General features: G+C 36.9%; 11 protein-coding genes. 6 read left to right on the top strand and 5 right to left on the bottom strand.

The genetic code is table 11. From position 1 onward, the window contains the following. Positions 1 to 9: 9 nt before the first annotated feature. Positions 10 to 834 (top strand): undecaprenyl-diphosphate phosphatase, encoded by an 825-nt coding sequence (locus HUS26_RS13830; protein ID WP_173917708.1) that lies wholly within the window; start codon positions 10 to 12, stop codon positions 832 to 834. A 169-nt stretch (positions 835 to 1,003) separates the two neighbouring features. Here HUS26_RS13830 and HUS26_RS13825 read toward each other — a convergent pair whose 3' ends face one another. Further along, a complete protein-coding gene (locus HUS26_RS13825; RefSeq protein ID WP_173917707.1) occupies positions 1,004 to 2,509 on the bottom strand; it encodes a potassium/proton antiporter in 1,506 nt (501 codons plus the stop codon). A gap of 1,105 nt (positions 2,510 to 3,614) precedes the next feature. On the opposite strand from HUS26_RS13825, the gene HUS26_RS13820 reads away from it, so the two are divergent. Beyond that, positions 3,615 to 3,890, top strand: coding sequence for a hypothetical protein (locus HUS26_RS13820; RefSeq protein WP_173917706.1), 276 nt, complete (start codon positions 3,615 to 3,617; stop codon positions 3,888 to 3,890). A 1,052-nt stretch (positions 3,891 to 4,942) separates the two neighbouring features. Here the strand turns inward: HUS26_RS13820 and HUS26_RS13815 are convergent. After that, positions 4,943 to 5,083, bottom strand: coding sequence for an adenine deaminase C-terminal domain-containing protein (locus HUS26_RS13815; protein WP_173917705.1), 141 nt, complete (start codon positions 5,081 to 5,083; stop codon positions 4,943 to 4,945). 253 nt (positions 5,084 to 5,336) lie between these two features. Between HUS26_RS13815 and HUS26_RS13810 the strand changes: the two genes are divergently transcribed. Both HUS26_RS13810 and HUS26_RS13805 read left to right on the top strand, forming a co-directional pair. Further along, positions 5,337 to 6,020, top strand: a complete 684-nt coding sequence (locus tag HUS26_RS13810; RefSeq protein WP_173917704.1) for a DUF421 domain-containing protein — start codon at positions 5,337 to 5,339, stop codon at positions 6,018 to 6,020. A gap of 129 nt (positions 6,021 to 6,149) precedes the next feature. Beyond that, positions 6,150 to 7,619 carry a phospholipase D-like domain-containing protein gene (locus HUS26_RS13805; protein ID WP_173917703.1) on the top strand — a complete coding sequence of 490 codons (1,470 nt, stop codon included), beginning with the start codon at positions 6,150 to 6,152 and terminating at the stop codon, positions 7,617 to 7,619. A gap of 629 nt (positions 7,620 to 8,248) precedes the next feature. Here HUS26_RS13805 and HUS26_RS13800 read toward each other — a convergent pair. Both HUS26_RS13800 and HUS26_RS13795 read right to left on the bottom strand, forming a co-directional pair. Beyond that, positions 8,249 to 9,253 carry a tRNA-dihydrouridine synthase gene (locus HUS26_RS13800; protein WP_173917702.1) on the bottom strand — a complete coding sequence of 335 codons (1,005 nt, stop codon included), beginning with the start codon at positions 9,251 to 9,253 and terminating at the stop codon, positions 8,249 to 8,251. Positions 9,254 to 10,283: 1,030 nt separating this feature from the next. Then, the gene (locus tag HUS26_RS13795; RefSeq protein ID WP_173917701.1) at positions 10,284 to 11,237 is read right to left on the bottom strand and encodes a calcium/sodium antiporter; all 954 of its coding nucleotides are present in this window, start codon (positions 11,235 to 11,237) and stop codon (positions 10,284 to 10,286) included. 303 nt (positions 11,238 to 11,540) lie between these two features. Between HUS26_RS13795 and HUS26_RS13790 the strand changes: the two genes are divergently transcribed. Then, positions 11,541 to 12,056, top strand: a complete 516-nt coding sequence (locus tag HUS26_RS13790; RefSeq protein WP_173917700.1) for a pyridoxamine 5'-phosphate oxidase family protein — start codon at positions 11,541 to 11,543, stop codon at positions 12,054 to 12,056. Positions 12,057 to 12,699: 643 nt separating this feature from the next. Here the strand turns inward: HUS26_RS13790 and HUS26_RS13785 are convergent. Next, the gene (locus tag HUS26_RS13785; RefSeq protein WP_173917699.1) at positions 12,700 to 13,152 is read right to left on the bottom strand and encodes a C40 family peptidase; all 453 of its coding nucleotides are present in this window, start codon (positions 13,150 to 13,152) and stop codon (positions 12,700 to 12,702) included. Between the two features lie 512 nt (positions 13,153 to 13,664). Between HUS26_RS13785 and proB the strand changes: the two genes are divergently transcribed. Then, positions 13,665 to 14,768, top strand: a complete 1,104-nt coding sequence (proB, locus tag HUS26_RS13780) for a glutamate 5-kinase (RefSeq protein ID WP_173917698.1) — start codon at positions 13,665 to 13,667, stop codon at positions 14,766 to 14,768. The last annotated feature ends 141 nt before the right edge of the window (positions 14,769 to 14,909 follow it).

Here is a 14,909-nt window from a genome sequence, read left to right as displayed (position 1 = left end):
GGTGTACCATTGGAATTTTGGTATATAATTGTTTCAATTATATTAGGTTTTGTGGAGGGGCTTACTGAATTTGCTCCTGTTTCTTCAACAGGACACATGATAATAGTTGACGAATTATGGTTGCAATCTAAAGAACTATATAGTGAGCCCGTAGCAAACACATTTAAAGTTGTGATTCAATTAGGATCCATACTAGCAGTTGTTGTTATTTTTAAGGACAATTTTAAACAAATGCTTAATTTAAAGAAAGGAGAGGGAGTAAAGGGGAGAAAATTAAAACTAACTCATGTGATCGTTGGTATTATTCCAGCAGGAGTATTAGGATATGCATTTGAAGATTATATAGATAATTATTTGTTCTCAGTTAAAACGGTGATCTTTGGTCTTGCTGCTGGAGCAATACTTATGATTTTGGCAGACTGGTTTCAAAAAAATAGAACTTATACAATAAGCACCGTAGATCACATCTCGTATAAACAAGCTTTTGGTATGGGACTATTTCAGTGTGTTGGTTTATGGCCAGGCTTCTCCAGGTCAGGTTCAACCATTTCCGGCGGCGTCTTACTCGGTATGAGTCACCGAGCATCCTCTGATTTTACTTTTATCATGGCAGTGCCAATTATGCTGGGAGCTAGTGGCCTCTCCTTTATCAAAAATTTTCAACATTTCACCATAGATGCTATGCCCTTTTTTATAATAGGATTTCTCAGTGCCTTTGTTTTTGCCTTAATTTCTATTCGTTTTTTTCTGAAGCTAATCAATCGCATAAAGCTCGTTCCGTTTGCTATTTACAGAATCCTTTTAGCTGGATTCATATATGTCCTGTACTTTTAAGCATGATTAAAAAATGTACTATAGTGATTTTTCTGTTAATTGACCGTCTCTTTATTGTCACGCTTTCAGAACCTGAAATACAACATACCTATTCATTAGACAATTTCAAATCTGATATAGTACGAAATCATTCAGCCCTTAATATATATTAAGGGCTGGTTTTTGCATTTTACTCAGTTAGATGCTTATCCATTTCTTTTGAGCTAACCTTTTGTTCTAATTCCTTTGTTAATTGGTCCTTATACTTTGATTCAACAAGAATATATAAGAAGTCTCCCGGATGTATTTTTGTTTCTCCATAGGGGGTTATCACATGGTTGTCTCTAATTATTGCATTAACATTTGAACGATTGGGTAAAGAAAGTTCTTTCAGTTTCTTTCCAACAACCGCAGATTCTTTGTTTGTCTGAAATTGAACTATCTCTGCAGCCACTTTTCCCATGGATATCAGTTCAATAGAATGGTGTGGAACATCTTTTTTAGGTCCTACCAGTTTTAATTTCTTAGCTGCCCAGGAGATGGTGGAACCTTGAATTAATGCTGATGTTAATACGATAAAGAATACGATGTTAAAGAGGGTTTGGCTATTCTCAAGGCCCTCGACGATTGGAAATGTAGCAAGAACAATTGGAACGGCTCCACGTAAGCCTGCCCAGGATATTAAGACCTTTTCTTTAACTGAATAATTGAGTTTTATTAAAGAAAGAAAAACGGCAATAGGGCGGGCCACAAGTATTAACAATACAGATAAAATCAATCCCCCTAGAATAACTTGTAAGGAAAAAAGTTGCGCTGGAAACACTAACAGCCCCAAGATAATAAACATGATAATTTGCGCCATCCAAGCAAATCCTTCATTAAACTGAAAAATGGAATATCGATAGGTTAATTCCCGATTTCCTATCACTAATGCGGCTATATATACTGCCAATAAGCCACTCCCTCCAATAAGTGCAGTTATCCCATAAATAAGCAGGGCAAAAGCTACTGATAATATAGGGTAAAGCGCACTTGATTCTAATCTTATTCGGTTAATAGAAAAAGAAGCTAACCTACCAAAAAGAACTCCCAAAATAAGTCCCAGTCCCATTTGTAAAAAGAATGTAGGGACTAGCATCCAAATAGAGCTATCCTGCCGTGAAATTAACTCTATGATTGAGATAGTTAAAAAGACAGCCATAGGATCATTTGTACCGGATTCAGCCTCAAGAGTAGCCCCCATCTTAGCTTTTATATTCCTTTCTTTAAGAGCAGCGAAAACTGCTGCCGCGTCTGTCGAACCAACAATCGCCCCTAAAAGCATTCCTTCTAGGAGAGTTACGTCAAATAAGAGAAAAGCAGAATATCCAATAATTGTAGAGGTTATTAGTACTCCTACTGTAGCTAGGGATAATGAAGGTATCGCTACCGAGCGAATCGTTGCCCATTTTGCATGTAGCCCTCCTTCAAATAGGATAATAACCAAAGCGAACACCCCTATGATCTGAGCTACCTTAGCATTATCGAAAAAAATAATTCCTAAACCATCACTTCCAGCGAGCATTCCTACGATTATAAACAAGATAAGAGAGGGGAGTCCCCACTTAGTAGAAAACTTTGAAGCGAATATTCCACTGAAAAGTAATAATGCAGTGAGCATTAAGAAAGTGTCCGTACCGAATGCTTCAAAAAACATTGTGTTTAATTCTCCTTATAAATTATTTAATTTGTATAGGATAAAGAAAGCAAAATTATCCATATACTTTTATAACTGGAATACAAAACTTTGAAATATTTATGTATAGTCTTATTGGTGTTGTACAGTCACAATAAAACCCATATTCTCACCTTGGTGTTCCTCGAACTTTTCTTTTTCAAACCTTATTCGGGTGTTAAAAAAAGAAGCCGGTGAATGGCATTAATGAGGTGGATCTGGATTTTTTGCTTATAGGAAGAGGAATTTTTTACCCGTTGATTTTAATAGCTTTATGGACAGAAATAGTTATAGTAGATGTAATTGTAGATTATGTTAAATAATTTTTCTCAATGGTTGCAACTTTTTCAGTTGGACTGCCAGCGAAAAAAGTAACAAGAATTGAGCCGCAATTAGTTTGATTGCCCGCATTTTCTCCACTCCTTTAAGGACCCTAACTAATTATACCAATAATAGATATAAAATGAACAAAAACGAAGGAGAGTTAGCGGCTAAAAGCATAAAATTTCACTTAAAGATTTCAAGAATATAAAGCGCATAATTACACTGCTTCTTAATTAAGAAAAAAAGTTATGGATTAATTAGCAACGGCCGACAAAAGTACTAGCTTGTAGAGTTATGGTTATTAGATTATATTGATATTGAGTCTTCTGATAAGGGGCAAACTTAGAAGACTAGGTGATTGTCTTTATGTTACAAGGTCTGCGGGGAAGCATATAGTGGCTCTTTTCTCCTGTCCGGTATCCGTTGACGATACAAGGAATCCTTTCTAACCTTTTTAAAAGGCTTGGTTAATACCATATATACCTATTCCAAAAAAAATAATAAAAGTGTTAGTATGTTTTATTAGGTTGCCATCCTACTTTAGGAGGATCATTTTTTTGAGTATCCGGTACCGTCCTAAATTAGGTTCTAACCAAATAATCAATTTTTTTATGTTCTTTTGTGCTGTATTATCAAAAATGAATAATATTATAGATTAAAGAATTGACAGAACCACTTCATGTTCTGGTTCTCATACTATATACTGGCAAGGAGAAAAGCCTTATCATAAATAAAACATAAATAAAGGTTTAGGAGGATTGAAATGAGAAAGGTTATTGAGGGGAAATTGTATGATACTGAAAAAGCGAACCTTATTCATGAGTTTCAGAAATATGCCAATATAGTTAGTACTTATGGTCATACTAAGACTTGGGTGCCAGCGCAATTGTATCAGACAAATAGGGGAAACTGGTTTGAGTTGGTTGAAGGTCAAAATACATCAGATGTACTAAATAAATTGAATGAAGATAAAGTAAAAGAAATACTTGCCAATGACCCTGAAAAATATCAGGAGTTTTTCGAATTAGAAGATGCCTAGTTATGTTGTAAGTCAATAAACTTACAGAAAAATACGAGCGCTATAAGATTACTAGGTGAACTATAACAGCCGTAAGTAGCTGTTATTTTATTTCAATTTCAGTACTAATTATTCAAAGAAATAAGCTATACTCAATGACAGGAAGGAAAAGCTATGAACTTTCTTCACCTATGGAATCGGATTTAGTCAGCCACTATTTTCACCAGGTCTTTCCCAATCGACATACTATTCGACAGAACTATTTATTTTATTTTGTTATAGATGTTGAATACGGACCTTAAATACACTGCTTTTATCCCTCGGTTTTGATGTTATTTTCCTTTATTAACTTAGGTGAATCCATGGGCGGCATGATATGAGCCCCCCATACCCTTTCAGCATATGGTTTGAGAACATTTGATTGGGTTTTAAAATCATTTACTAAATCTATAAGCCTCTCAAGAGTTCATAAACTTTTGAGAGGCTTTTCATTTAGGTAATGTATCGGTGACTGGATTATGACTGGATACAGATCATAAAGTATTAAAACTTATTGTGGTTTATAAATTCACTTTGCGATGGAAACCTTGGTATAATAAGGTTCCACAGGGTCTTTTATGGTATATACAATATATAGCTGAGCAAGTGAATGGGCGGCATGATGTGATAGCGCCTAAACCCCTTTTAACATAGGGTTTAAAAGCAATTTTACTGGATTTTGACTGGTATTTAAAATTATTTACTAAATCTAAAAAGCTTCTCAAGAGTTTATAAACTTTTGAGAGGCTTTTCTTTTATTATTAAATATGAGCCGGGGGATACAATTGTTTAAACTAGGATTAATATTGGAGATGTTTACAGAAGAAGAAAGAGAAGTCTACTTTAGTATGCGTTGTTCATTTTGGTTAAAAAAATATTTAGAGGAGTGCACGTATATTTATTTATTACTTAACATCAAATAAACCCATATCGGTTATTTTTGATCAGGAATGACCGGTAATGCCAAGAAAGGGTTAGAAAAGGATTGAATTTCTTCGAAGCCTCTATGTAATCAAGACCTTTCAATAATTTTATTAATTACTGTATACCTTTTCTGCTGGTCCATCAGATAGTAAACCTGCAATAGGTAAGGCTAAGGAAGCTATTACTTTTTTATTTTCGACAATTACTAAACCTCCACCCATCTCTTTTATCGTATCTATTGCAAATAACATATCCTTCTCATTCGTACCACAATAACATTATTATGCTAATCATGAGCGCCTGATCTTCGCGAGCTTTTAGCTGACTTGTCTCTTCTGCTTTCAACCAGTTATAGTATCCAGCCCGACTGACGCCTGGAACTTCACGGAAATGTTCAAAATTTTAGTGATATGCGCTTAAATGTTCATAATAAAAGGGATGTTCTTTTTATGTTAGCTAAAATGTTGAAAATTATAGGAATTTTATAAACAGGAGGTAAATATTTTGGGTGCTATTAGTATGGACTTACTGACAATGAAAGTCATCATTGGTTTTTTCACACTCTTTTTCATTGTCATCTTAACAGGAAAAACAGCCATTTATCAGCTAACACCATTTCACTTAGTTTTTGTGCTATTGCTTGGAGGGTTTTTAGAAAATACTATTTATGAAGACGATATAGGAATTTTGTCTTTTTTATATGCTGTCGGTTTGTGGACATTGCTGATGTTGGGTGTAGAATTTCTTACTTTGAAAATAAAATCGACACGTTCTATATTGGTAGGGAAACCTGCCATAATCATTCGAGATGGTATCATTGACCGAAATATAGCGAAAAAAAACAAATTAGATATGAATCAAATATTAAGCTTACTTCGACAAAATAATGTTTTCTCCGTACGTGAAGTCAAGTACGGCACACTCGAACCTAATGGGCAAATAAGCACACTGCTAAAATCTAAATATCAACAACCAGACAAGCAAGATCTCAACCTGCCAGAAAGCTTTGTAGATCTACCGATCAGCTTAATTATTGACGGTGAAGTTTTATGGGACAATTTAAGTGAGTGTGGATTTGATGAAGAGTGGCTAAATAATGAACTAACAGCTAATGGGTATAATGATAAAACTAAGATTTTCTATGCAGATTGGAGAAAAAGTGAGGGTATTCATATAAGTCCTAAATAACAACTCTTCCTGCTTATTTTAAATCATTAAGATAAGCTTTTAACTAAATCAACGACAATTTACCAGTTCCTCCATGTATAAAACAGTCAAGGCTCGCAAATGTTATAAAAAAAGAGAGGAGGAATCCAATTGCAGTGGATTCTTTGGTTATACCTTATAAATACAATAGTTATGTTAATTATAGCAGTCCGCGAAGTCCGCAGACCAGCTAAGGCTTTAAACTGGTTGGCGATTTGTCTTATTTTACCAATTGTTGGATTTGTATTCTATATTAGTACAGTAAATCCCAAACGTATTCATAAAGAAAGGCTCTCATTTTCAAGTGATAACCCCTGTGAGCTGCATTCCTTTAGTCCATCAGCTTCACGCATTGCTTATGCATTACAGAAATTAAGTGTAAATGGGCTGCATAGTGCTAAAATCCAAGTACTTACAAACGGGATTGAAACTTACAAACACATTTTCGAGTCTCTAAAAAATGCCCAAAAAACGATCGATCTTGAATATTACATTTACCGTGATGATCAAATTGGTAAGAGGATTACGGAATTATTAATCGAACGAGCAGAAGCTGGAGTGCAAGTTCGTTTTATAAGAGATGGCTGGGGAAGCAGGAAGTTTCCTCGCAGCGAAATCAAGCGCATGATGAATGTTGGCATTGAATGCCGAACAATTTTTCCTTTGCGCTTTCCTTGGATAACGTCAAACTGGAATTATAGAGATCACTGCAAGATAATTACGATAGACAAAAAGGAAGCATTTACTGGTGGAATCAACATTGGATATGAGTATACGGGATTGAAGCCTGACGTAGGATTTTGGCGTGACACACATGTGCACATTTCAGGAGAAGCTTCAGCAGATTTACAGAGGATTTTTGACAGCCATTGGAACATCGCTGAAGTGGAAAAGAGCAAAATCAGAGATACACAAACAGGAGGTACAAAGAACAAAATTTCCTCCGGCAAATCATTAGAGTGGACAACAGAAATGAGCACAGAATTTCACATCAAGGAGATTGATACAGAATCGCCTACAAAAACTCAACAAGAAGTTTATGTGCATACCTTAGAAGGAAATCCGGGTATTCCAACTCCCGTTATCCGAGAAGCTTATTTCATTTGTATAACCCAAGCAGTCAAAACTATTGACATCACTACTCCTTATTTTATACCTGATGAGGATATTATTATGGCGATAAAAACGGCGGCGTTACGAGGTGTACGTGTTAGGTTATTAGTTCCACAACGTGTAGACCAAATAGTAGTAGGAACTGCAAGCCGTACCTACTATGGAGAACTATTAGAAGCAGGCGTAAATATTTTCTTATATGAAAAAGGAATGCTGCATGCGAAGCAAATGGTCATTGACGGAGAGATAGCTGAAATAGGGGCTGCCAACTATGACATGAGAAGTTTCCGTTTAAATTACGAGACATGTCAATTTTATTATAGTAAAGACGTGGCAAAGAAACTCACAGTGCAATTCGAACGTGATCTATCAGAGTCTAAAAAGTTAACTTTAGAAGATTTGAAACAGCGTTCTTATTCCAAGCGTTTAGTGGAACAAAGCGCTCGCCTTTTGTCTCCGTTGTTATAGGATATAAATAAATGTAGTTGAACTATTTATATTCTTTTTTAATAAAACTAACTTCTTCTTTAGAGACGGTATAAAAGAGAGCGTAAGAACTTGGCGATCTTAAAATTCCATTCCCCGTGAGCCCGTATATAATTATTTTAAAAAAGCAGAGATTGTCCTAGCAAAATGAACTTTATTTTATACTATTTATCGATGAAGATATAGGCTGTATTACTTCTAAGTACTTCTTTTAATTTGACTGGATTTTGACTGGATATTGTTCATAAATATTGATATGTTATTTAACCTCACTCTAATTTTAAAAGGTTTAATCACCGATAAGATAGGGTTTTCTGGGCTTTATATTTAAGTATTTCATTTATTCAGTGAATGGGCGGCATGATGTAAGGTCTTCCTTACACTTCTCCCTCACGTAGTAAAGCTACCATACCAAATGAAAGACTACTTCCTTTATTGGGAAGTAGTCTTTTTTGTATCAATCATATCTTATATAGGATTATCTTGTTGGAAGCAGAGAGACGAATCCATCGCTTAGTAGTTTTAATGAAGCGATGGGTCCGTCCTTTCTACTTCCCTGCCAATAAAAAAGAGAGAAAAGCGCAATGGGCATTTCTCTCCTGTAAAAAGACTTACCTCGAGACAGAAAAACTTTTCTCTTCTGTCACTCCACCATATTCCTCCTTAAACTCATCAAGAAGAGCACGCACTTCATCGGTGGATTCTGTGCTCATCAGCTGATTCCTTAACTCACTTGCTCCCCGGAATCCGCGGACATATATCTTGAAAAAGCGGCGGAGCGGTTGGAAGAGACGCGACTCGAGTTCTTCCGAATATTTATCATGAAGATCGAGCTGCAGGCGAAGCAGGCCGAGGAGTTCTTCGCTTGTGTGCTCTTTCTTCTCTTTTTCAAAAGCGAACGGGTTATGGAATATCCCGCGGCCGATCATTACTCCGTCCACGCCGTATTTTTCCACAAGTTCAAGTCCCTTCTGGCGGTCAGGAATATCCCCATTAATCGTCAGAAGCGTATCAGGGGCTATTTCGTCACGGAGTTTCTTGATCTCGGGAATCAGCTCCCAGTGAGCCGGGACTTTACTCATTTCTTTTTTCGTACGGAGATGAATGGAAAGATTGACGATATCCTGTTCCAGAAGATGCTTCAGCCAGTCATGCCACTCATCTACTTCCGAATAACCGAGACGGGTCTTCACACTGACAGGCAGTCCTCCCGCTTTGGCTGCCTGGATGATTTCTGCTGCAACATCCGGCCGACGGATCAGCCCGCAGCCTTTCCCTTTCGTTGCGACATTGGGCGCAGGACAGCCCATGTTGATATCGACGCCTCGATATCCCATCTCTGCCATACCGATACTCATTTGGCGGAAGTATTCGGGCTTGTCTCCCCAGATGTGAGCGACGATCGGCTGCTCATCTTCCGTGAACGTCAGACGTCCCCGTAAGCTGTCTTTTCCTTTCGGATGGCAGTAACTCTCCGTATTCGTAAACTCTGTAAAAAACACGTCAGGTCTTGCTGCTTCACTCACGACATGACGAAAAACGACATCCGTCACTGCTTCCATTGGCGCCAGAACAAAAAACGGTCGCGGCAGCTCATGCCAAAAGTTATCTTTCATAGTATATCTGAACCTTTCCTAAAGGAACCCTGTAGTTCCAAAATTTAAAAGTGAAAATGTCTCTGCTTTCTTATCTATATCCAGTTAGGCTGGATTTCAACCAGTATATACTTTAATAGTATCAAACGAAAAGTGCAAGGGGAATGGGACATTGGGAGCGCTGGAAAAGAGTGGGGAAGGTACCCATGCTTCCTTTCCATTAATAGCAAAATTTCATAAAGCTTAGATAAATATTAAAATAAGAGAGGGAATCAGCAGGGGTGGGGTGGAGCTCTTTTCTTTCCTGAAAAATTATTATAAGCTTCACGCCCATTCATCTACTTGTATTTCTATATTTACAGTGCTTCAGCAAATAACATTCGAGCAAGCATCCTCTTTTATATTAAGTAAAGTTTCAGTTGAAACAGTAAGACTAAACTTTTCTTAAATCTTAACAATTTATGGCTCCATAACCTGATCCAATAATTAAAGCACATATAGCAGCAAATGTTACTGCAGTAGCAAAGCCCCTTCCTACACTGGTAGCTTTACCTCTAGTTCCTACGTAAATACTAAAAAACTACGCCAGAGGTCCATGATTTAACTCAAAGTTGCATGATCAACATTCTACTGAATATTATGATAAGCAATAATAGGACTGAAAGTAGTTTTTGTAAATAACTTATAACTAAAACAATGTCTTAAAAAAATGATATCATTTTGCTAACGCAGTCCCGTAAACAACGGTTAAATTCCGTTAAAGATGTTGCAAACATAATTTAACAAAAACTTGATATAACAGAATCTAGGCATACAGCGTGTAAGGTATTACACACTCTTATCTTAGGGGTGCCATAATGGAATCTCCTCCCTTTAAACCAAAAAAATGTCAAACTAATTAATGGTTACAGTTACTGGCTCATTAGTTAAAGCCAATCTTCACAAGAAGATCGGCTTTACTGTTTAGATAACTAACCATCATTGCTTCCTGTTTGTTTCATAATATTCCTACATAGTTCCTATTTTTCCGTTAAATAATAAAATAAAAATCTCAGTTTCTCGAAATAATGTAAATAAGATAAATGATATACAGTATCATAAGGACGAAACCCTCTGTTTTTCCAATTTTATAATGGGTCCTTGAAAATAAGAACAATAACAAGCTCAGTGCAATCATGATCATCACATCGATAAATATCTTCCCATTCACAGTTAAAGGCGAAATGACCGCTGAAGCCCCAAGAACAAATAAAATATTGAAAATATTGCTACCCACCACATTCCCTAGTGCAATTCCACTTTCTTTCTTCAATGCAGCGGATATGGAGGTCACTAGTTCAGGAAGCGATGTACCAATCGCAATGATGGTTAGCCCTACTAATGTATCACTCATCCCTAGGTCATAGGCAATCTCTGTCCCGTTGTCTACCACCAGGTCTCCACCAAAAATAATAGCTGCTAAACCTGCTAACGTTAAACCAGTGTTTTTTCCCCACTTAATGTTTGAAGGAATTGGTTCATGTATTGATTCTTTTCGACTTTTCATGCCAACTTCAATCACATAGTACATAAAAATAGATAAAAACAATAAAAAGATAATGCCGTCCCCGCGGTTTAGCAAGTTTTCACTTAATCCTTGTAATTCCGAATCACTTATAAGTACGAGTAGAGCTCCACTAGCCAGCAATACGAATGGGATTTCTTTTTTGGTTGTTTCACTCTCTACCATTAATGGATACAGGAAGGCTGCGATACCTACCACTAAAGTGATATTAAAGATATTACTCCCGACCACATTTCCCAGTGAAACTTCAGCATTTCCTTGTAAAGCTGCAATGATGCTGACTGTTGCCTCAGGAGAGCTTGTTCCAAAAGCTACAATCGTTAACCCTATCAAAATAGGGGGGACACGGAGAAGCCTGGCAATGTTGGAAGATCCATCAACGAATAAATCCGCTCCTTTAATTAATAAACCGAAGCCGACAATTAATAAAACGTAAGCCATAGTTGATCTTCAAACTCCTTTTTATTTTTAATCGTTTAACCATACCCTTTTTTCGATGAATTTAAATATCATGGGATCCAGCTTATAGCTGGTTAGTATATTCTCTTGCGGGTAAGGTTTTTCAAGGTCCGCTCGATTTGATGAAATCCTAGATGTTGGAAATGGTTAAAGCCGTTGATTTTACGGGAAAAGTGTAATTTTGTTTCTCTTCGGGAAAAGGAAGAAGAAGATTTGATAGAGACTGCTTTCCTCTTTTGGAAAAGGAGAGAAGCAACTGATAAGGATCAGAAGGAGGAAACATACATGGCTAATCAAACCACAGAAAATCAGGAAACCATTAAGAAAATTAAAGACTTGATTAAAGATGAGAAAGTGGGGATGCTGACCACGATATCTCCAGAAGGCAGGCTGATGTCCCGGCCGATGCATACGCAGGAAGTACAAATGGATAGGGAAGAGATCTGGTTCATTACAAAAAAAGATACAGAGAAATATGAAGATATCAACCGTAACCCTGCCGTTAACTTGGCATATGCAGGCAGTTCCTATGTATCGATCAGCGGTACAGCTGAATTTGTTCAAGATGATAATAAGAAGAAAGACTATTGGAATAAGATTATCGAAAAAGTGCTGAACGCGTCTGCAGATGACCCGAATGTTGTATTGGTCAAAGTGACCCCTGAAATCGCTGAATACTGGGAGTCCGGCTTGAGTGTCAAGGTCGTTAAGGAATTTGTGAAAAAGATGACCAGCACTAAGTCAATAGATGAAGGCAATAAATTAAAGGATACGGTTACCTTTGATGAAAACAGGAGATAACTTTTGGCGGGTATATTTATAGCAAAGTCTGGATGATTCAATAGACGTGTGATTTAACTTGTTCTGGTTTGTTTTCCCATTATATCAAAATGACCAACTTGTTAGACAAGACAGGATAGATCTAAAGGGCCTCAAAATAGTTCACTGAACTTTTGTTAGGATTTTTTATTCAAATTTTCATGATATTGGAAGATCCTCAGACTTCTAAAGATTTGGGGCAGCCTTTTAGCTTATTGGTCAGCCGGAATACGGTGATAGAAGGTATTAAAGAACTTAAAAAGGAACTTCATAATTTTTATCAGTCCTTGTCATGTCAACTCATGAGCTTGATAAGAGGCCGGGCCTAATTAGTTACTATCCAAAATTGCGCCGAAGGGAAGTCCTAATGAACTCTTCACAGGACTCATATCAAATGACAGCTTTCACTCATTGATTGATGAAGAAACGGTGATGGATATAAGCACCACGAACTTAGTGCCCTTCCTTTTTTAATAAATAAAACAATACTCCAAATATGAGGTTTAACCACCTTTCATTTGGAGTATTGTTAAAGTATGAAAATGTTTAATCTATGCCTTCGTCATTTAAATGCTGAATTTCATCATAAGCCCCGTAATCCGTTGATACATAGTTGAAAAAACTATCATTTTAAAAAACTTTTGGCACCAGTATATTTATCTCCCCAATATCCAGAAAATACCGGGTCAATGGCAACTCCTTTACTTTTCGTAGCAGAAATCATATTCCCATCTCCGATATAGATCCCTACGTGGGAAACTCCTTCTCTATGTGTACCAGAGAAGAAAACCAAGTCTCCTTTTTGAAGATTTGATGCTGCTACAGATGTCCCTTGTTTATATTGATCATAGGAACCCCTTGGGAGGTCGATCCCTACTTTCTTCATTACATAGTATGTAAATCCCGAACAATCAAAACCATCCGGCGTTTCTCCACTCCATTCGTATGGAGTTCCCAGGTGCTTTTTAGCTATACTGACCACTTCATCACTTGAAGCTGATGCAGCGTGAGCATTTGGTGCAAATAAGACCACTGCCATAAGACTGGCTAAAACGACACTGACAAATTTCTTTAACATAAAAAATGCCCCCTGATTATGTATGGTTATATAATTTTCCCCATATAATATCGTAGCATATTATAATTCGACTCAATTTTACATTTATTTAACAAATACACATTTCTAATTAATTTTATAACCTATAATACTACTTTTATAGGAAGCCTTTTTTAAACAATCAGCTTGGAAACATTGACTCCTTACTAAATTTACTACATAATAATCTATTAATATATAAGCACAGTAAGGCATAACATTGAGAATATATAATAGGAAACTCTCAGATAGTCCTCAAGTAAAAAGAGTAATATTCCCAACGGATGTAAATTCATCAACCTATCATGCTAATGAACCTATTCTTTGAATGGTTGGGCAATCTCCTGCCCGATTTCCTTGGATTAAAGAATTGTCGAAAGTGGATATTAGATGTAGCTAATATCAATGAAGGTGGTACCGCGGAGACCATGCTCATCCGTCCCTTGTATTAGGATGGAAGGGCGTTTTTTACAAAAATGGATGGTGAATGGAAAATGATCAAGAAAAGGATCGTTGTCAAAATAGGTAGCAGCTCTTTAACGAATACAAAAGGAGGACTAAGCAATGAAAAGCTGCGTGAGCACGTAGATGCGCTTGCACGTTTGAAGAACCTGGGGCATGAGGTGATTATGATCTCCTCAGGAGCCGTTGCAGCCGGTTTTACTGATCTTGGCTATTCCTCACGTCCTGTAACGATTGCCGGTAAGCAAGCCGCCGCAGCTGTAGGGCAGGGACAATTATTAAGAGGCTATACGGAAGAGTTTAAAAGACATGGCATTGTAGCTGCACAATTACTATTAACTAGACACAACTTCTTGCATAAAGAACAATATCAAAATGCACACGCTACCTTATCTGAACTTTTAAAACGTAATGTCACCCCTATTATTAATGAAAATGATTCAGTGTCTGTTGAAGAATTAAACTTTGGCGATAATGACATGTTATCAGCGCTCGTCAGTGGGCTGGTGCATGCAGATTTTTTAATGATCCTAACAGATATCAATGGGATTTATGATCAAAATCCACGAACTCATCCAAATGCAAAAAAGTATAACTTTCTTCATGAAATTGATGATCATTTAGTAAAAGGTGCTTCTGAAGCTGGTTCAAAAGTTGGTACGGGCGGGATGAAATCAAAAATAGAGGCAGCTCGTACAGCCTTACTATTAGGGGTGAAAGTATTTATTGGATCTGGGGCGGGTGATGAAAAACTCGTTGATATTTTAGTTGGAAAAGGGGATGGCACTTATATCGGCGGCAGCTCACAGTCCAATATGAATAATTCCAAACAGTGGCTGGCGCTGCATTCCATTCCAAGAGGTAAAATTGAAGTAGATCATGGGGCTGAAACTGCAATATTAAAACATGGTAAAAGTCTCCTGCCTGCAGGTGTAACAAACATTATGGGTAACTTTAAGGTCAATGATGTAGTGGAGGTAGTTAACGTAAAGGGGCAGCTTATTGGGAAAGGCAGTGTGAATTTTTCTTCCAATCAATTATTAGAAATTAAGGGACTATCAAGTACAGAGGCTATGATAAAAACCAATAGTGATCAAAAGGTTGTTATTCACAGGGATTACTGGGTAAGTCAATGACGATTAAGGATGAAATCTATTGTATCTTACACGTCAATTACTATCTTTTTAGGTTGGTTGGCACTTCTTCTATGGTCTGCTTTCTGATCTATATTAAAAGATTTTCTTGCAAAACATGATAATGTTTCGAATAGTCATGGG

This window comes from Halobacillus sp. Marseille-Q1614 (assembly GCF_902809865.1).
In the GTDB taxonomy this organism is placed as follows: Bacteria; Bacillota; Bacilli; order Bacillales; family Halobacillaceae; genus Halobacillus_A.
This window is presented reverse-complemented; position numbering and strand designations above follow the sequence as displayed.

Bases quoted from the DNA above. Each gene is read 5' to 3' on its own strand.
- HUS26_RS13800 (WP_173917702.1), bottom strand. From the start codon at position 9,253: ATGAAAGATAACTTTTGGCATGAGCTGCCGCGACCGTTTTTTGTTCTG.
- HUS26_RS13825 (WP_173917707.1), bottom strand. From the start codon at position 2,509: ATGTTTTTTGAAGCATTCGGTACGGACACTTTCTTAATGCTCACTGCA.
- HUS26_RS13820 (WP_173917706.1), top strand. From the start codon at position 3,615: ATGAGAAAGGTTATTGAGGGGAAATTGTATGATACTGAAAAAGCGAAC.
- HUS26_RS13790 (WP_173917700.1), top strand. From the start codon at position 11,541: ATGGCTAATCAAACCACAGAAAATCAGGAAACCATTAAGAAAATTAAA.
- proB (WP_173917698.1), top strand. From the start codon at position 13,665: ATGATCAAGAAAAGGATCGTTGTCAAAATAGGTAGCAGCTCTTTAACG.
- HUS26_RS13785 (WP_173917699.1), bottom strand. From the start codon at position 13,152: ATGTTAAAGAAATTTGTCAGTGTCGTTTTAGCCAGTCTTATGGCAGTG.
- HUS26_RS13795 (WP_173917701.1), bottom strand. From the start codon at position 11,237: ATGGCTTACGTTTTATTAATTGTCGGCTTCGGTTTATTAATTAAAGGA.
- HUS26_RS13815 (WP_173917705.1), bottom strand. From the start codon at position 5,083: ATGTTATTTGCAATAGATACGATAAAAGAGATGGGTGGAGGTTTAGTA.